Origin of the sequence: Rhodoferax sp. (genome assembly GCF_011391645.1) — a bacterium.
GTDB lineage: Bacteria > Pseudomonadota > Gammaproteobacteria > Burkholderiales > Burkholderiaceae_C > Rhodoferax.
Genome location: NZ_JAABQC010000054.1, coordinates 1 through 17,771, shown reverse-complemented (window position 1 = coordinate 17,771; position 17,771 = coordinate 1). Strand labels below are relative to the sequence as shown.

The 17,771-nt window shown below is 61.8% G+C and carries 16 protein-coding genes, 1 other RNA gene and 2 pseudogenes; 7 read left to right on the top strand and 12 right to left on the bottom strand.

The features are described from left to right. Positions 1-161 precede the first annotated feature (161 nt). Positions 162-1,952: an acyl-CoA dehydrogenase gene (locus tag GPS82_RS08445; protein WP_296493310.1), complete on the top strand. Its 1,791-nt coding sequence runs from the start codon at positions 162-164 to the stop codon at positions 1,950-1,952. 40 nt (positions 1,953-1,992) lie between these two features. On the opposite strand, the gene GPS82_RS08440 is transcribed toward GPS82_RS08445, so the two are convergent. The 10 genes from GPS82_RS08440 to GPS82_RS08395 form a co-directional block, all read right to left on the bottom strand. Continuing rightward, positions 1,993-2,604: a glutathione S-transferase gene (locus GPS82_RS08440; protein ID WP_296493308.1), complete on the bottom strand. Its 612-nt coding sequence runs from the start codon at positions 2,602-2,604 to the stop codon at positions 1,993-1,995. A gap of 41 nt (positions 2,605-2,645) precedes the next feature. After that, positions 2,646-3,572, bottom strand: a complete 927-nt coding sequence (locus GPS82_RS08435) for a rhodanese-related sulfurtransferase (RefSeq protein ID WP_296493305.1) — start codon at positions 3,570-3,572, stop codon at positions 2,646-2,648. 115 nt (positions 3,573-3,687) lie between these two features. Beyond that, positions 3,688-5,052, bottom strand: coding sequence for an MBL fold metallo-hydrolase (locus GPS82_RS08430; protein ID WP_296493303.1), 1,365 nt, complete (start codon positions 5,050-5,052; stop codon positions 3,688-3,690). Between the two features lie 101 nt (positions 5,053-5,153). Beyond that, positions 5,154-6,287: a molecular chaperone DnaJ gene (gene dnaJ / locus GPS82_RS08425; RefSeq protein WP_296493300.1), complete on the bottom strand. Its 1,134-nt coding sequence runs from the start codon at positions 6,285-6,287 to the stop codon at positions 5,154-5,156. 100 nt (positions 6,288-6,387) lie between these two features. Beyond that, complete coding sequence (gene dnaK, locus GPS82_RS08420; protein ID WP_296493297.1) at positions 6,388-8,331, bottom strand: molecular chaperone DnaK; 1,944 nt, start codon at positions 8,329-8,331, stop codon at positions 6,388-6,390. 129 nt (positions 8,332-8,460) lie between these two features. Continuing rightward, a complete protein-coding gene (grpE, locus tag GPS82_RS08415) occupies positions 8,461-9,036 on the bottom strand; it encodes a nucleotide exchange factor GrpE (protein WP_296493295.1) in 576 nt (191 codons plus the stop codon). Positions 9,037-9,200: 164 nt separating this feature from the next. Then, positions 9,201-9,551, bottom strand: a complete 351-nt coding sequence (locus GPS82_RS08410; protein ID WP_296493292.1) for an FKBP-type peptidyl-prolyl cis-trans isomerase — start codon at positions 9,549-9,551, stop codon at positions 9,201-9,203. A 43-nt stretch (positions 9,552-9,594) separates the two neighbouring features. Further along, complete coding sequence (locus GPS82_RS08405; RefSeq protein ID WP_296493290.1) at positions 9,595-9,906, bottom strand: winged helix-turn-helix transcriptional regulator; 312 nt, start codon at positions 9,904-9,906, stop codon at positions 9,595-9,597. Positions 9,907-10,127: 221 nt separating this feature from the next. Beyond that, an RNA gene (gene ffs / locus GPS82_RS08400) (signal recognition particle sRNA small type) lies at positions 10,128-10,224 on the bottom strand. Positions 10,225-10,252: 28 nt separating this feature from the next. Then, positions 10,253-10,591 (bottom strand): YegP family protein, encoded by a 339-nt coding sequence (locus GPS82_RS08395; protein WP_296493288.1) that lies wholly within the window; start codon positions 10,589-10,591, stop codon positions 10,253-10,255. Between the two features lie 108 nt (positions 10,592-10,699). Between GPS82_RS08395 and dnaX the strand changes: the two are divergent. From dnaX to recR, 3 genes and pseudogenes are all read left to right on the top strand, one after another. After that, positions 10,700-12,546: pseudogene (dnaX, locus tag GPS82_RS08390) on the top strand (DNA polymerase III subunit gamma/tau). Between the two features lie 90 nt (positions 12,547-12,636). After that, positions 12,637-12,969, top strand: a complete 333-nt coding sequence (locus GPS82_RS08385; protein WP_296493286.1) for a YbaB/EbfC family nucleoid-associated protein — start codon at positions 12,637-12,639, stop codon at positions 12,967-12,969. A 241-nt stretch (positions 12,970-13,210) separates the two neighbouring features. Continuing rightward, complete coding sequence (gene recR, locus GPS82_RS08380) at positions 13,211-13,804, top strand: recombination mediator RecR (protein ID WP_296493281.1); 594 nt, start codon at positions 13,211-13,213, stop codon at positions 13,802-13,804. Positions 13,805-13,809: 5 nt separating this feature from the next. Here recR and GPS82_RS08375 read toward each other — a convergent pair whose 3' ends face one another. Beyond that, the gene (locus GPS82_RS08375; RefSeq protein ID WP_296493279.1) at positions 13,810-15,354 is read right to left on the bottom strand and encodes a transglycosylase SLT domain-containing protein; all 1,545 of its coding nucleotides are present in this window, start codon (positions 15,352-15,354) and stop codon (positions 13,810-13,812) included. Further along, entirely contained in the window at positions 15,351-16,118 is a 768-nt protein-coding gene (gloB, locus tag GPS82_RS08370; RefSeq protein ID WP_296493276.1) for a hydroxyacylglutathione hydrolase, read from the bottom strand. Before gloB ends, GPS82_RS08375 begins: the two co-directional genes overlap by 4 nt. On the opposite strand from gloB, the gene GPS82_RS08365 reads away from it, so the two are divergent. The 3 genes and pseudogenes from GPS82_RS08365 to GPS82_RS08355 all read left to right on the top strand — a co-directional run. After that, positions 16,117-16,908 carry a methyltransferase domain-containing protein gene (locus tag GPS82_RS08365; RefSeq protein ID WP_296493272.1) on the top strand — a complete coding sequence of 264 codons (792 nt, stop codon included), beginning with the start codon at positions 16,117-16,119 and terminating at the stop codon, positions 16,906-16,908. The two genes, gloB and GPS82_RS08365, sit on opposite strands and share 2 nt — an antisense overlap. A 3-nt stretch (positions 16,909-16,911) precedes the next feature. Beyond that, on the top strand, positions 16,912-17,361 hold the full coding sequence (gene rnhA, locus GPS82_RS08360; protein ID WP_296493269.1) for a ribonuclease HI: 450 nt from the start codon (positions 16,912-16,914) through the stop codon (positions 17,359-17,361). Between the two features lie 91 nt (positions 17,362-17,452). Next, positions 17,453-17,771, top strand: a pseudogene (locus tag GPS82_RS08355) (efflux transporter periplasmic adaptor subunit); the annotation flags it as partial.

The following is a 17,771-nucleotide window of genomic DNA, read 5'->3' as shown; positions in this document are numbered from 1 at the left end:
CGGAGTTGACCGCCGCGCTCTAAGGACTGACACCGCGTCACGCGCCAACCAGGGCATCCGGCGCGATGCCCTTTCTGTTGGTGCCCTTTGTTGTTCTTTGTGTTCTTTGTCGTCGTTAACTTGCTCTTACCCCCTTCTTTTTGATTCCCAGGACATCACCCATGAGCTACACCGCCCCCCTCAAAGACATGCTGTTCAACATCGAGCACCTGGCCCGCATCGACCAGATCGCCCAACTCCCCGGCATGCAAGACGCCGGCCTGGAGACCGCGCAGGCGGTGCTGGAAGAAGCCGCCAAGTTCTGCGAGGGTGTGCTCAGCCCCCTGAACTGGGAAGGCGACAAGAACCCGTCCACCTGGAAAGACGGCGTGGTCACCGCAGCACCCGGCTTCAAGGACGCCTTCAAACAATACACCGAGGCCGGCTGGCAGGGCCTGCAGCACCCGGCCGACTTTGGCGGCCAGGGCCTGCCCAAGACCATTGGCGCGATGGTTGGTGAAATGCAGAACTCGGCCAACATGAGCTTTGCCCTGTGCCCGCTGCTCACCGACGGCGCCATTGAGGCCCTGCTCACCGCGGGCAGCCCCGAGCTCAACGCCACCTACCTGGAAAAACTCGTCAGCGGCGAGTGGACCGGCACCATGAACCTGACCGAGCCGCAAGCCGGCTCCGACCTGGCCGCGGTACGCACCAAGGCAGAACCCCAGCCAGACGGCAGCTACAAGGTGGCCGGCACCAAGATCTACATCACCTGGGGTGAGCACGACATGGCCGACAACATCATCCACCTGGTGCTGGCCCGCGTCACCGGCGCCCCTGAAGGCGTGAAAGGCATCAGCCTGTTTGTGGTGCCCAAGTTCCTGGTCAACACCGACGGATCACTGGGCCAACGCAACGATGTGCACTGCGTCTCCATCGAACACAAGATGGGCATCAAGGCCAGCCCGACAGCGGTGCTGCAGTTTGGCGACCACGGCGGTGCTGTCGGTTACCTGGTGGGCCAGGAGAACCGTGGCCTGGAATACATGTTCATCATGATGAACGCCGCGCGCTACGGTGTGGGCGTGCAGGGCATTGCCATTGCCGAGCGCGCCTACCAAAAGGCCGTGCAGTTCGCCAAGGACCGCATCCAGAGCCGCCCGGTGGATGGCTCGCTGCCAGCGGCCGGCCCGATCATCCACCACCCGGATGTGAAACGCATGCTGATGACCATGCGCGCCTACACCGAGGGCTGCCGCGCCCTGGCCAGCGTGGCCGCCGCCGCCTTCGATGCCGCGCACCACCATGAAGATGCCGAGACCCGCAAGCAGAACCAGAGTTTCTACGAATTCATGGTGCCCCTGATCAAGGGCTACAGCACCGAGATGAGCCTGGAGGTCACCTCCCTTGGCGTGCAGGTGCACGGCGGCATGGGCTTTATCGAGGAAACCGGTTGCGCCCAGTATTACCGCGATGCCAAGATCCTGACCATTTACGAGGGCACCACCGCCATCCAGGCCAATGACTTGGTGGGCAGAAAGACCGCGCGTGATGGCGGCCAGGGCGCCAAGGGCATTGCCGCGCAGGTCGAAGCCACCGAATTCGAGCTGCTGCAAAACGGCAGCGACGACGCCCAGGCCGTGGCCAAACGCCTGAAGGCTGCGCGACTGGCATTCCTGGATGTGGTGACGTTTGTGGCGGACAACACCCGAACCAACCCCAACGACGTGTTTGCCGGCAGCGTGCCCTACCTGATGCTGGCGGGCAACCTGATGGCGGGCTGGCAGCTGGGCCGTGCCTTGCTGGTGGCGCAGGAGCAGATCGCCAAGGGCAACGACGTGGCCTTCATGCAGGCCAAGGTCATCACCGCGCGCTTTTACGCCGACCACCTGCTGACCAAGGCGCCGGGCCTGAGGGACTCCATCGTGGAGGGAGCGGCTTGTGTGACGGAGTTGGCGCTGGAGGCGTTTTAACAGGGTCGATCTAGCGCGGTGAATTGTGTAGCCCGGCTGTTCAACGCACCGGCTCCGTGTCGAACAGCGTCTGATCCTGCCCGGGTTGCCACGGCAGGTACTTGGTCATAACTCGCTGAAACAGCGGCGAGGCCTCGAAATTGGCCAGCCATGCTTGCAAGCTGGGCCAGGGCTGGCTGGCAAACCAATGGCTGTCGGTGTGCGCGAATTGGCGCACAAAGGGCGCAACGGCGGCATCCAGCAAGCCCCATTGATCGCCCGAGAGGCAACGGTCACGGCGCAGGCGCTGGTCCAGCTCACCAATAAACCCGGCGCCCATATCACGGGCTTCATTTCGGTCAGCAGGGCCAAACCGGCCCGGGTACTTGTAGCGATCCAGTTGCGGCTTGAACTCGCCGTCACAGCGTCCGATTAAAAACAGGGCATCGGCCAGCTCGCCCTGTGCAGGCAACCATTGCAAGGGGTCATGGCGTTGCAGCGCCCACAGCATGATGTCGAGGCTTTCTTCCAGCACGCGCCCGTCCGTGTCAACCAGCACGGGCACCGTGGCCTTGGCAGACACTTGTTGCAGTTCAGCCGGTTTGCAACCCAGCACCACCTCGCGCAATTCGCAGGTTTGGCCGCTGACCGCCAGCGCCAGGCGGGCACGCATGGCGTACGGGCAACGACGAAACGAGTAAAGAACCGGATAGCTTATTTGGATGCTCCCACCCAATCCAGCCCGCGTGCCTTGGCCAGGTCCCATTGCCGCTTGCGTTCGCGCGCGCCAGCCTTCTGGCTGTCGCTGGTGACGGCGTGGCAGCGCGCACAGCTGACACCGTCCGCAAACAGCGGCGACAACTTGTCGGCCTCGCTGATCGGCATGCGGCAGGCCCGGCACAGGCCGTAGTCACCCACTTCCAGGCCGTGACCGACCGCCACCCGTTCGTCAAAGACAAAACACGCCCCTTGCCACAGGCTTTGTTCCGGCGGCACCGTTTCCAGGTATTTCAAAATGCCGCCTTCCAGGTGGTAGACCTCCTCGAAGCCCTGGGCGCGCAACAGCGCCGTGGATTTTTCGCAGCGGATGCCGCCGGTGCAAAACATCGCCACCCTGGGTTTTTTGCCGGTGGCCGGGTTCAGTGCCGCAGTCTGCTCGACCCACTGCGGCAGTTGGGAAAAGCTGTCGATGTGCGGATTCAGCGCGCCTTTGAAGCTGCCAATGTCCACCTCATAGTGGTTGCGGGTGTCCACCACCACCACATCCGGGTCGGAGATCAGCTGGTTCCAGTCGGCGGGTTTGACATAAGTGCCAGCCAGTCTGGACGGATTGGCTTCGGGCACGCCCAGCGTGACGATTTCGCGCTTCAGACGCACCTTCATGCGGTAAAAAGGGGCCTTGTCGGACCAGGCTTCCTTGTGTTGCAGGTCGGCCAGGCGCGGGTCCTGGCGCAACCAGGCCAGTACGGCGTGCACGCCATCCGCCGGGCCGGCAATGGTGCTGTTGATACCCTCGCAGGCCAGCAGAATCATGCCCTTGACACCCTGCTGCTGGCACAAGGCCAGCAGGGGTTCTTTCAGTTCGGTGTGGTCGGGCAGGTCGACAAATTTGTAAAAGGCGGCGGTCAGGTAGTGCATCATGGATTTTCGGAGAAGCTTGCGGGTCAGACCACTCGCGCAGCGACGTGCTCTGACCCCAAGTTGGAGGACCTTGCGGGTCAGACCACTCGCGTAGCGACGTGCTCTGACCCCAACATTATGTGGGCCAAGTCGAGCCCTGTTCGGGCACCACCGCGCGCCAGCCAAGTTCATGCTTGATGCGGCCGCGCAGAATGTCGGCCGGGCCCGCCTCGCCATGCACCACGTAAACCTGATCGGGTGGCTCGGGCATGGTGCGCAGCCAGGCCAGCAACTGGTTGGCATCAGCGTGGGCCGAGGCGGATTCAAGTTGCACCACTTCGGCATTAACCTCGACATCACGGCCATGGATGCGCACCGCCTTGGCGCCGCTGGCCAGCGTGGCACCGCGCGTGCCGGGGGCCTGATAGCCAGTCAGGATGATCATGTTGCGATGGTTGCCGGCGTAGTGCGCCAGGTGATGCAGCACGCGCCCGCCCGTGGCCATGCCGCTGGCTGACAGGATCACCATGGGGCCGTGGCGACTGGCCAGGGCCTTGGACTCATCGGTGCTGTTGACCATGGTGGCGTTGCGCGTGAGGGCACGGGCGTCCTGGTGGCTCAGGCGGTGCTCGCCAGGGTGGTCTTCAAACAAATGGGTGGTGTGCACCGCCATCGGACTGTCCAGAAATACCGGCAGCGAGGTCGGCAACTCGCCCTTCATTTTGAGCAGGTGAATGGCGTGCAGCAAGGCCTGGGCACGGCCCACGGCAAACACCGGCACCACGGCCACGCCGCCGCGCTTGGCCACGCGTTGCAGGGCGGGAGCCAGTTCGCCGGGAATATCTTCCCTGGGGTGAATCCTGTCGCCGTAGGTGGACTCGATCAGCACGGTGTCAGCCTGCGGCGCGGTGTCGGGTGGGCTCATGACGAGGTCGTCGGGGCGGCCCAGGTCGCCCGAGAAAAGAATGCGCCTGCCCGCCACTTCGAGCAGAATGCTGGAAGCCCCCAAAATATGCCCGGCCGAACTGAAGCTGGCTTTCCAGCCCGGCATGAGGTTGATGGTTTTGTCGAACTCAACCGCCTTAAGTAAGTGCAGGGCGTTGAGCGCGTCTTGCCGGGTGTACAGCGGCAGCGCCGGCGCGTGTTTGGAGAAGCCGTGCCGATTGGCAAAAGCCGCGTCTTCTTCCTGGATATGGCCGCTGTCGGGCCACAAAATGCGGCACAGATCGCGCGTGCCGCGGCTGGCATACACATGGCCGCTGAAGCCTTCCTTACCCAGCAGCGGAAGGTAGCCGCTGTGGTCCAGGTGGGCGTGGGTCAGCAATACCGCGTGGATCTGGTCTGGTGGCACCGGCAGCGGTGCCCAATTGCGCAGTCGCAATTGCTTGTAGCCCTGGAACAGGCCGCAGTCCACCAACAGGCGCTTATCCTCGTGCTGAACCAGGTACTTGGATCCGGTCACGGTGGCAGCGCCGCCCAGGAAAGTGATGGTGACACCCATGTCAAGTTCTCCTTGAGTTGCCCAATCAAAAAGCCCCGCCGTTGCAACTCAACAGCGGGGCTTCATTTTGGACTCTTTGCAGGGCAGTCGGGCGACAAATATCAACTGAAAAAGCTCTTCAGTCGATCGGTCCAACTGTCACCGGTGGGCGAATGTTTGCTGCCCCCTTTTTTAAAGGACTCATCGAGTTCACGCATCAGCTTGCGCTGGTGTTCGGTCAATTTGACCGGCGTTTCAATCAGGATGTGGCAGTACAGGTCGCCGGGGTAGTTGGAGCGCACGCCCTTGATGCCTTTGCCGCGCAGACGGAACTGTTTGCCGGTCTGGGTGCCTTCGGGGATGTCAATCGCCGCCTTGCCTTCCAGTGTGGGGACGTCAATTTCGCCTCCCAGCGAGGCGGTGATGACGCTGATGGGCACCGAGCAGTGCAGATCGTCACCGTCGCGTTCGAAGATGTCGTGCTTTTTCAGGCGGATTTCAATGTACAGGTCACCCGGTGGCCCGCCATTGGTGCCCGGCTCGCCGTTACCTGCGCTGCGGATGCGCATGCCGCCGTCGATCCCCACCGGAATCTTGACTTCCAGGGTTTTCTGTTTTTTGATCTTGCCCTGGCCGTGGCAGGCGGTGCAGGGTTCGGCAATGACCTTGCCGGCGCCGCGGCAGGTGGGGCAGGTTTGCTGCACACTGAAAAAGCCCTGGCGCATTTGCACCGCGCCCGAGCCGCCGCAGGTGCCGCAGGATTTGACCTGGGTGCCCGGTTTGGCGCCGGTGCCGTGGCAGGTGTCGCAGTTGTCCCAACTGGGGATGCGGATTTGCGCGTCCTTGCCCTTGGCCGCTTCTTCCAGCGTGACCTCCATGGCGTAGCTCAGGTCGCCGCCGCGGAACACTTGTCGCCCCCCCGCGCGTCCACCGCGCTGCTGGCCAAACATGTCGCCAAAAATATCGCCAAAGGCCTCGGCAAAACCGCCGTAGGCCTCACCGCCGGCGCCACCGCGCATGTTCGGGTCGACCCCGGCAAAGCCATGCTGGTCGTAGGCCGCGCGCTTTTGCGGGTCGGACAGCATCTCGTAGGCTTCCTTGGATTCCTTGAATTTTTCTTCGGCCGCCTTGGCTGCATCACCCTGGTTGCGGTCAGGGTGGTGCTTCATCGCGTGTTTGCGATAAGCCTTCTTGATCTCTTCGTCCGAGGCGTTTTTGGGAACACCCAGCACTTCGTAATAATCTCTTTTGGACATGGTCTGGTCTTGGCTGATGTCAATGCAAACGCCGCGATGAACTTTTCAGGGTTCAGCGCGGCGCACGCAAATGGTTTAAAAACGGCGTCAAAACAAGTGATTAGGGCTTCTTGACTTCTTTCACCTCTGCATCGACCACATTGTCGTCGGCCTGGGCTGAACCACCTTGCGCGCCTTGACCGGCATCACTGGCCTGAGCACCTTCGGCGGCCTGCTTGGCCTGCATGTCGGCGTACATTTTTTCGCCGAGCTTCTGGCTGACCGTCATCAGGGCTGCGCTCTTGTCGTCAATGGCCGCCTTGTCTTCGGTCTTCAGGGCTTCTTCAAGCTGCTTGATGGCGTCTTCGATGCTGGCTTTCTCGGTCGCATCGATCTTGTCGCCGTACTCGGCCAGGCTCTTCTTGACGCTGTGCAGGCTGGCGTCCGCCTGGTTTTTGGACTGCACCAGTTCAAGCTTTTTCTTGTCATCGGCCGAGTTGAGTTCAGCATCTTTGACCATTTGCTGGATTTCAGCCTCGGTCAGGCCGGAGTTGGCCTTGATGGTGATCTTGTTCTCTTTGCCGGTGCCCTTGTCCTTGGCGCCCACATGCAATATGCCGTTGGCGTCAATGTCAAAGGACACTTCGATCTGCGGCGTGCCGCGTGAAGCGGGTGGAATGCCTTCCAGGTTGAACTCACCCAGCAGCTTGTTGCCGGCGGCAATCTCGCGCTCGCCCTGAAACACCTTGATGGTCACCGCAGGCTGGTTGTCGTCGGCGGTCGAGAAGGTCTGCGCAAACTTGGTCGGAATGGTGGTGTTCTTGGTGATCATCTTGGTCATGACACCGCCCAGGGTTTCAATGCCCAGGCTCAGCGGCGTCACGTCGAGCAGCAGCACGTCCTTGCGGTCGCCCGAAAGCACCTGGCCCTGGATGGCGGCACCCACAGCCACGGCTTCGTCCGGGTTGACGTCTTTGCGCGGCTCGCGGCCAAACAGTTCCTTGACCTTTTCCTGCACCTTGGGCATGCGGGTCATGCCGCCGACCAGGATCACGTCGTTGATGTCGGAGGCGTTGACACCGGCATCTTTGAGGGCGGTGCGGCAGGGGGCGATGGTGCGCTCGATCAGTTCTTCGACCAGACTTTCCAGTTTGGCGCGGGTGAGCTTGATGTTGAGGTGTTTCGGGCCCGAGGCATCAGCGGTCACGTAGGGCAGGTTGATGTCGGTCTGGGCGCTGCTGGAAAGCTCGATCTTGGCCTTTTCAGCGGCCTCTTTCAGGCGCTGCAGGGCCAACACGTCGTTCTTGAGGTTGACGCCAGATTCCTTCTTGAACTCGTCAATGATGAAGTCGATGATGCGCTGGTCAAAGTCTTCGCCACCCAGAAAGGTGTCGCCGTTGGTGGACAGCACTTCAAACTGCTTTTCACCGTCGACATCGGCGATTTCGATGATCGACACGTCAAACGTGCCGCCGCCCAGGTCATACACCGCAATCTTGCGGTCACCTTTTTCGTTTTTGTCCATGCCGAAAGCCAGGGCTGCGGCGGTGGGCTCGTTGATGATGCGCTTGACGTCCAGGCCGGCAATGCGGCCGGCGTCCTTGGTGGCCTGGCGCTGGGCGTCGTTGAAGTAGGCCGGCACGGTGATGACGGCCTCGGTCACGGTTTCGCCCAGGTAGTCTTCGGCGGTTTTCTTCATTTTGCGAAGAATGTCGGCGCTGACCTGCTGCGGTGCCATGCGGTTGCCGCGCACCTCGACCCACGCGTCGCCATTGTCGGCGGCGGTAATTTTGTAGGGCATCAGGTCGATGTCTTTTTGCACTTCTTTTTCAGTGAACTTGCGGCCAATGAGGCGCTTCACGGCGTACAAGGTGTTCTTCGGGTTGGTGACCGATTGACGCTTGGCCGAAGCACCCACCAGCACTTCACCGTCTTCCTGATAGGCAATGATGGATGGTGTGGTGCGGGCACCCTCGGCGTTTTCAATCACTTTGGCGGTGTTGCCTTCCATGACGGCCACGCAGCTGTTGGTGGTGCCCAAGTCAATGCCAATGATTCTTCCCATGATGCTTCCTTAAATGTTGGGGCGGGTGCCCGGCTGTCGCGCAGCCGGCGCAAGCGCCCGGGAGGGTTTTGAAATTCGAATGTGGATAAGGTAGGGCTGCCGGCTGTTATTTCAAGCCGGGCCGGTTTTTTATTTTGCCGCGGCCACGGTCACCAGCGCCGGGCGCAGCACACGCTCGGCAATCAGGTAACCCTTTTGCAGCACCGAGACCACGGTGTTGGCTTCCTGCTCGGACGGGACCACACTGATGGCCTGATGCTGGTGCGGGTCGAACTTGTCGCCCGCTGCCGGGTTGACGGCAATGATCTTGTTGCGCTCGAGTGCCGACAACAGTTGGCGCAGCGTGGCCTGCGAGCCTTCGCGCAATTGGTCCAGCGTCGCGTCCTTGATGGCAAGGCCTGCCTCCAGGCTGTCGACCACCGGCAGCAGGCTGTCGGCAAACGACTCCAGCGCAAACTTGCGCGCCTTGGACACGTCGTCTTCGGCGCGCCGGCGGATGTTCTCGGTGTCGGCCTTGGCGCGCAAATACTGGTCGGACAGGTCATTGCATTTGGCCTGGAGCAGTACCAGGTCAGCCTGACAGCTTGCCAGGGTCTGCGTTTCCAGTTCAGGCAGGGCTGAGTCGGTATTGGGGGCGTCAATGGGGCTGGGCGTACCGGCCGTGGAGGGTTCGGAGCCGGTTGGGGTCGTGCTGTGGTGGGTCATGCGGGTATGAATGGTTGTGAGACAACAAGACTTGGAGTTTGGGTTGGAAATCGTTTTTGCAAGGGCTTGCGGGCAAAAAAATGACAGGACCGTCATGGCAGAAAAAAGCGGGCCAAAAAAGCCCGCTCCCTGTTTTGGCCGCCCGGGCGGCCGATCGTCACGGATTAACCGAGGTTCAGCAACTCAACGTCAAACTTGAGGGTGGCATTGGGCGGAATCACGCCGCCGGCACCGCGAGCGCCGTAACCCAGTTCAGGGGGAATGATGAGGGTGCGCGCGCCACCCACCTGCATGCCGGCCACGCCCTCGTCCCAGCCCTTGATCACCATGCCAGCGCCCAGGCGGAACACAAACGGGTCGCGCCGGTCTTTGCTGGAGTCAAATTTGGTACCCTGCTGGCCGTCCTGGTAGAGCCAGCCGGTGTAGTGGACGGTGACATTTTGGCCCGCGGTGGCTGTGGCGCCGCTGCCGAGAATGGTGTCTTCAAAAATCAGGCCTGAGGCGGTGGTTGTCATATGCGTCAAAGTTTAAAAGTTGAAAAAAGGAAAGCGGTGATTGTCAAGCCTTGGCCGGGGCCTGGCTGGCCACCCATTTGTTGGCGAACGCAGCCAGATCACCCATGCGCTTGAGCAAGTCCAGGCCCATGGGTGTGGCCAGGTAGCCGTCGCTGCCGTGGGTGAGCAAGCCAGCGGCGCGCAGTTCCTTGAGCCGGGTGTTGAGTGTGTTGGGGGTGATGCGGCCAACGCTGTCCTGCAAAATGCGGAAGGTTTGCGGGTGCCCGTCTTTCAGGGCCCACAAAACCCGGATGGCGTAGCGGGATTCAAGCAGGCTGAGCAAGAGACCAATGGCCACGTTGTCTTTGGACGTCATTTTTTTTGTTTCCTTGAAGTGTGCTGTGCGCAAGACCGGTATTGCAGGCAGAGCAAACCCGAGAATTCAGAGTTCTTTTGATTGCTCACCGCTCAAACTATAGCGCAATATGAGGGGGTGCTACAGGTTTCATAGTAAGAAATTCGCGGATTGAAATTGCCCGGCAATGCACACGCCACTGCGTGGGCGCCAGGGTGATGGCGGTCATCAAGGGGGTGTGGGTTGACGGACCTTGACCCCGGCACTGGCTCCACAGTTAGGGCTGCTTGGTTCCCCACCTGACCCGGTTGGCCGCTTCACCATGCGGGAAGGCCCGTCAGCGCAGATTGTAAGGCGTTACAAGGCCTCAAGCCTCGGTCAGGTCTTTGGTGGGGGCGTCGGGTGCGTTGGCTTTTACCGACGCAATGCCATTGTCACGGGCCGATGCGGACGCATACATCTCGCTGCGGCCAATCACTTTGCCGTTGGCTGCCTTGAGGTTGAAATAAGGCTGACCGGACGTGGCGTCGGCGCGCTCAAAGCGCTCGTCGACTGTCGCGTTGCTTTTGCAGGAGGCAATGCCCTGGGTTGCGTCTGACTTCGATTCGTACATCTGGCTGGTCAAAATGACCTGGCCATTACCCGCTTTCAGGTTGAACAAGAATTTTCCGTTTTTCGACTTGCTGATTTCAAATTTACCGGCCATGGCGTACTCCTTCAAAGTTGTCAAATTGGATGGATGTTCCGGTCAGGCATTTGACCAAGCCTGCGGAGCCTTTAGTTTATGGTCAATTTGGCCCCTTAGAATCAAGAAATGTCATACCTTGTGCTCGCCCGAAAATACCGTCCCCGCAACTTTACCGAAATGGTGGGACAGGATCACGTGGTGCAGGCACTCACCAATGCGCTCACCACCCAGCGGCTGCACCACGCCTACTTGTTCACCGGCACGCGCGGCGTGGGCAAAACCACGGTCGCGCGGATTCTGGCCAAGTCACTCAACTGCCAGGGTGTGGACGGGCAGGGTGGCATCACCGCCACGCCCTGCGGTGTCTGTGCTGCGTGTGTTGATATCGACAGCGGTCGTTTTGTTGATTACACCGAGCTCGATGCCGCCTCCAACCGGGGTGTGGACGAGGTGCAGGCGCTGCTGGAACAGGCGGTTTACAAGCCGGTGCAGGGGCGCTTCAAGGTCTTCATGATCGACGAGGTGCACATGCTGACCGGCCATGCCTTCAACGCCATGCTCAAGACGCTCGAAGAGCCGCCCGAGTATTTGAAGTTTGTGCTGGCCACCACTGACCCGCAAAAGGTGCCGGTCACGGTGTTGTCGCGTTGCCTGCAGTTCAATTTGCGGCCGATGGCCCCGGAGACCATCCGCGAGCATTTGCAAAAAGTCCTGCTGGCCGAGCAGGTCGCAGCCGATGTGCCGGCGCTGCGCCTGCTGGCGCGGGCGGCACGCGGCTCCATGCGCGATGCGCTCAGCCTGACCGACCAGGCCATTGCCTTTGGTTCGGGCAATCTGCAGGAGGCGCTGGTGCGTCAGATGCTGGGCAGTGTGGACCGCTCTTACGTGTTCCGCCTGTTGCAGGCACTGGCGCTGGGCGACGGTAAAACCGTGGTGGACACCTCGGAGGCCCTGCGCACCCATGGCTTGAGCGCGGCCTCGACGCTGGAAGAAATGAGTGGTGTGCTGCAGCGCATGGCCGTGCTGCAGGCGGTGCCCGACAGCGCCCAGGACGACAGCGACATTGAGGCGGCCGAGATTGCGCAACTCGCGGCGCTGATGCCGCCCGATGAAACCCAGTTGCTCTACAGCATTTGTCTGCACGGGCGCAGTGACCTGGGCTTGGCACCCGACGAATATGCGGCGCTCACCATGGTGCTGCTGCGCCTGCTGGCGTTCAAGCCGAAGCCGGCCGGTGGTGCAGCGCAGGAAAAAAAAACACTGAAAATCGCGCCGCGCCCCCGCGCTGAGGTCGCGCCCCAGCCGCCCGAAGCGTCGCCAGGCCAGTGCCAGTGCCATCAACGGTTGCGGTGATGCAAGTGGCCGCGCGGGCCCCGGTTGCAAACCCCGAGGGCCAGCGTCTGGTGGTGCGTGATATGCCAGCGGCAAAGCTTGGTGCAACCACTCAGGCCCAGACGCAGCCCATCAAGCCACCCGTCAGCGCAGACAACGTTCAGGAAATCTCGCGGATCGAGGCTGTTCAGGTGCACGAACAGCCAGTTTCCAGGCGCGATGTTCCGCTTGAGCGTGGCGCCATGACCCTGCCAGCCAGCCCGGAGGGCGATTTCTGGTGCGCGACGGTGCAGGCGCTGATCGCCAGCGAAGCCATCACCGCCATGGTGCGGGAACTGGCCTTGCAGTCGCAATTGGTTGCGCGTGACAGTGACCAGTGGCTGCTGCGTGTGGAGCGCGAGTCGCTCAACCAGTCTGGCAACCGCGAGCGGCTGGCGGCGGCTTTGGCGGCTGCGGGTTACCCGGTGCGGCTGGTGGCGGAGGTGGGGCGCGTCACCGACAGCCCGGCCAGGCGCAATGCCGCCAAGGCGGCGCAAGCCCAGCTGGCGGCGGAAAAAATCGTTTTCGATGATCCGCTGGTGCAATCGCTGATGCGTGATTTTGGGGCGAAAATCGTCCCAGGCAGCATCAAGCCGGTTTAAAACCGCTTCAGCCCCTGAACCATGCTTGTGCCGGGTGCGCATGGCTTGTGCCCCGGCTTCTTCAATTGACTCTCTCAACAAGGAAATCACATGTTCAACAAAGGACAACTCGCCGGCCTCATGAAGCAGGCGCAGGCGATGCAGGACAACATGAAAAAAGCCCAGGATGAACTGGGCAGCATCGAAGTCACCGGCGAGTCAGGTGCCGGCCTGGTGAAAGTCACCATGACCTGCAAGCACGATGTGCGCCGCGTCACCATCGACCCCAGCCTGCTGGCCGACGACAAGGACATGCTCGAAGACCTGGTGGCGGCCGCCTTTAACGCCGCCGTGCGCAAGGCCGAGGAAACCTCGACCGAGAAGATGGGCAAGATCACCGCCGGCATGCCGGGGCTGCCAGGTGGCATGAAGTTCCCCTTCTGAGACGTTGTGGGAAAGACCGCAGTTACACGAAGTGAACAAGCTCTGTCCCCAACAAATCAGAGAATTGTGGGAAAGACCGCAGTGACGCGAAGCGCACAAGCTCTGTCCCCAACAAATCAGAGAATTGTGGGAAAGACCGCAGTTACACGAAGTGAACAAGCTCTGTCCCCAACAAATCAGAGAATTGTGGGAAAGACCGCAGTGACGCGAAGCGCACAAGCTCTGTCCCCAACATTTCAATATGGCCGACACCAACGCGCTTGAAACCCTGATCCAGTCGCTGCGGCGCTTGCCGGGCGTGGGCGTCAAGTCGGCGCAGCGCATGGCGTTTCACTTGCTGCAGCATGACCGCGCCGGGGCGCAAACGCTCTCTGCGGCGCTGGCGCATGCGGCGCAGGCGGTGCGGCATTGCGAGCGCTGCCACACCTTTACCGAGGCGCAGGTGTGCGCCACCTGCCTGGACGTCCGGCGCGATGCCAGCAAACTCTGTGTGGTGGAAACGCCGGCTGACCAGTCGGCGGTGGAGCGCACCGGTGCCTACCGGGGGCTCTACTTTGTGCTGATGGGCAAGCTCAGCCCGCTTGACGGCATTGGCCCGCACGACATCGGCCTGAAAAAGCTGTTTGACCGGGCCCTTGACGGCACTGTGCAGGAGGTCATTCTGGCGACCAATTTCACCGCCGAGGGCGAAGCCACGGCGCATGTGATCAACGAAGGACTCAAAGCGCGGGGCGGCTTGCAACTGACGCGACTGGCGCGCGGCGTGCCGATCGGCAGCGAGCTTGAGTATGTGGATCTGGGCACCATTGCCCATGCGCTGGTGGACCGGCGCTGAGCCGGCTACGGCTGGCGCGCCACCCGTGAAGGTTTGCTCTTGGCGGTGCCCTTGGCCGGCGCGCGCGCCGACGTTCTGGCAACCGCCTTTTTGCCGCCGGCCTTGGCACTGCGTGCAGGGCGGGCCTTGGCTGGCAAGTAAAGCACCACCGATTGACCCCGTTTGAACGCGGCCGACGTGCTCACCTTGTTCCAGTCGGCAAGCGCCTGGACGCTCACACTGAAGCGCCTGGCCATGCTGGCCACATTGTCCTTTTTGCCCGCCTTGACCACGGTTCTTTTGAGCACCACATCGGGCGCCAGCGCCAGATAGCCGTTGTCGGCGATGTGCTCTGTGACGTCGCTGTTCAGGCTGGCCGAGCGCCGCACCAGCAGCGTCGAACCGGCCTTGATTTGCATCCGGGGTGGAATCTTGTTGACGCTTCTCAGCTCGTCCTCGCTCATGCCAACACGCCGGGCGGCGTCCGCGGGCGTGAGCGTGCTGGGTGCGACCCAGGCGGTCCAGTTGGCCAAACGCCCGCCTGTGTACGCCACCAGGTTGCTCTGAAAAAGCTCCGCGTTGTCCCAGGGCAGCAGAACCTGGGGGTTGCCAGCCGCCAGCAAAACCGGCTTACTGGCCGACGGGTTGAGCGCCCGGAAGTCGTCCAGCGGCACCTCGGCAAGTTTGGCCGCCAGTGCCACGTCGATGTCACGGTCAATCTCGACGCTCTGGAAATAGGGGTGGTTGCCGATCTCGGGCAGGGTCACACGGAAAGATGCCGGATTGGCCACGATGTTTTTCACGGCTTGCAGCTTGGGCACGTACATGCGGGTTTCCATGGGCATGACCAGGTCTTCATAACGGGTGCCGGTGCCCGCATTTTTGGCCTTCTTGATGGCGCGCTGGACGCTGCCTTCGCCCCAGTTGTAGGCGGCCAGCGCCAGGTGCCAGTCGCCAAACATGCGGTGGAGCTTTTGCAGGTAGTCGAGCGCGGCGCGGGTCGATTCGATCACATCGCGGCGGTCGTCGCGAAACATGTTCTGCTTGAGGTCAAAGTACTTGCCCGTGGCGGGCATGAACTGCCACATGCCGGCGGCCTTGGCGCTTGACACTGCCTGAGGGTTGAAGGCGCTCTCAATAAATGGCAACAGCGCCAGTTCGCTGGGCATGTCACGGCGCTCCAGCTCTTCGACGATGTAGAACAGGTATTTGCTGCCGCGCTCGGTCATGCGCGCCATGTAGTCCGGGCGGCTGCTGTACCACAGCTCGCGTTCCTGGACCAGGTCGGATTCCAGGTTGGGCATGGCAAAGCCGCGGCGAACACGGTCCCAGATGTCGGCCGGCGGCATCAGCGCGTGCACGCTTTGCGAGCCTAACTGCAGCGCGGTGAGGGGCTTCAGGCCACCGGCAGGGTAGAGCGTTTGGTTGCTGTTGCTGGCGCCGGCGCCGTTGGGCGCCGACAGGCCGGGGTCGGTGCCTTGAGACCCGCCCGGTGCCATCAACCCAGGGCTGGCGCAACCTGCAAGCCAAACGCTGGCGGACAGCACAAACAAGTGAAAAAGTGATTTCAAAATTGATCTTTCCAGGTTCGCAGGGCGGCAAACACGCTGACCGGGTCATGCGCGCTGGGGGCCATCTGCTGCACCGCATGGGCCACGCCGGGCAAATGCGTGCGTAAAAATGGATTCACGGCTTTTTCAAGGCCGATCGAGGAGGGCAGTGTCGGCAAATGCTTTTGACGCTGCGCCTGAGCGCGCGCCTGGTAGGCCTGCAGCGCCGTATTGTCAGGCTCAACGGTGCGGGCAAAGCGCAAACTGGACAAAGTATATTCATGGGCGCAACACACCCGGGTGGCATCGGGCAGGGCCGCCAGCCGTGTCAATGAGTCCAGCATTTGCGCAGGCGTGCCTTCAAACAAACGCCCGCAACCAGCGCTGAACAGGGTGTCTCCGCAAAACAAAACCGGATCTTCTTGCGGGATCTGGCCCACGTAAGCAATGTGCCCGGCGGTATGACCCGGCACCAGCAACACTTCAAAGCGCAGCCCCAGCGGCTGAATCACGGCGCCATCGCGCAGGCGCTGCAAGGGCTCGGGCATGCGCTCGCGTTCAGGGCCAAACACCTGCGCACCCGTGCGCTGGCGCAGGATATCGACGCCGCCGGTGTGGTCGCCATGATGGTGCGTGACTAGAATCGCCTCCAGCGTCAAACCGCCTTGTTGCAAAGCAGCCAGCACGGGGTCGGCGTCACCAGGGTCCACCACCAACGCTCGGCGCCCGTCGTGCAACATCCAGATGTAGTTGTCGTCGAAAGCAGGGATTGGAATTAACTTCATGGCTGAACAAATTATAGGTTTGCACGAATGGATGTCGACACCGCCCGGGGTTTATCTCCTGGACTGGGAGCGTGCCTTCATGGCCGGGGCGGTGGCCGACGTGTTTGGTTTTCATGCCTTGCAACTTGGCCTGCCCGAGCTTGACGCGCTGGCGGCCAACCGCATGCCACACCGCTGGCTGGCCACCGACACGCCGCATGAAAGGGCTACCTTTGTGACTGACTTTACCGCCCTACCTTTTCCTTCCAATAGTCTGGATCTGGTGGTGCTGCCGCACGCCCTGGAACTCAGCGCAGACCCGCATACCGCCCTGAGTGAGGTCGCCCGCGTGCTGGTGCCTGAAGGCCGGGTGGTGATCTGCGGCTTTAACCCCGTGAGCCTGTGGGGCTTTCGCCAGCAACGCGCCCATCTCTACCGGCGCCTTGGGATGAACCGGCTGTTTTTGCCGCAGAAGGGTGAGTTCATCGGTTACCTTCGCTGCCGGGATTGGCTGCGACTGCTGAGTTTTGAGATCGAGGAGGGCCACTTTGGCTGTTACCGGCCCGCCCTGCTCAGCGCATCGTGGTTGCAGCGTTACGCCTGGATGGACAAGGCGGGCGCGCGCTGGTGGCCGTTCTTTGGTTCGGTGTACGGTCTGGTTGCGGTCAAGCGGGTGCGCGGCATGACGCTGCTCAATCCGGGCTGGACTGCACCCAGAATCCTGGCGAACGCACCTGTTTCCGTGGCCAACAGCGCCGGTTCCCACCGCGCTGGCTTGCAGAATTTTTCACAAGAAGAAGATGAGGATTAGGGTTTGAACACGATTGATATTTACACCGATGGCGCCTGCAAGGGCAACCCGGGTCCGGGTGGCTGGGGCGCGCTGCTGAAATCTGCCGACGCCCAACGAGAGCTGGCTGGCGGCGAACTGGGAACCACCAACAACCGCATGGAAATGATGGCGGTGATCGAAGCGCTGGCCGCTTTAAAACGCCCGTGCAAGGTCAGGCTGCACGTGGACAGCCAGTACGTGCTCAAGGGCATGACCGAATGGTTGCCGGGCTGGAAGGCGCGCGGCTGGAAAACCGCCAGCAAAGCCCCGGTCAAGAATGTGGATTTATGGCAACGCCTGGACGCGCTGGTCAACAGCGGCCAGCACCAGATCGAGTGGCGCTGGGTGCGTGGTCACAATGGCGACCCAGGCAACGAGCGTGCCGACGAGCTGGCCAACCAGGGCGTGCAAATAGCGCTGGCGCAGCGCTGAAACCGGGTTTCCTCCCTGACGCAGCAGGGCATGGCCAGTGCAGCTACAGTTGTTCGCTGGTTGTCTCGGTGTTTTCGACTAAATGGTTGTTATGACTTCAAAATTTACTTTTTCGGCAATCGCTGTTGTGGGTATTGCGCTGGCGGGTGGCGCGGCATGGTGGCTGCAGTCGCGCCCGCAAGCGCCAACCCCGGTCACGGGTGCGGCCGGCAGCAAGGCCGCTGCAGGCAGCGGGGCTCCGGGTGCGCCACGCGTTGCTGGTGTGGAAGTCGCCAAAGTGGAGGCCCAGTCCCTGCGTGATGATGCCCAGGCCGTGGGCAGCTTGCGTGCCCGCCAAAGTGTGATGTTGCGACCGGAACTGGTGGGGCGCATCACCGCACTCAATTTCAAGGACGGTGGCCCGGTGCGCA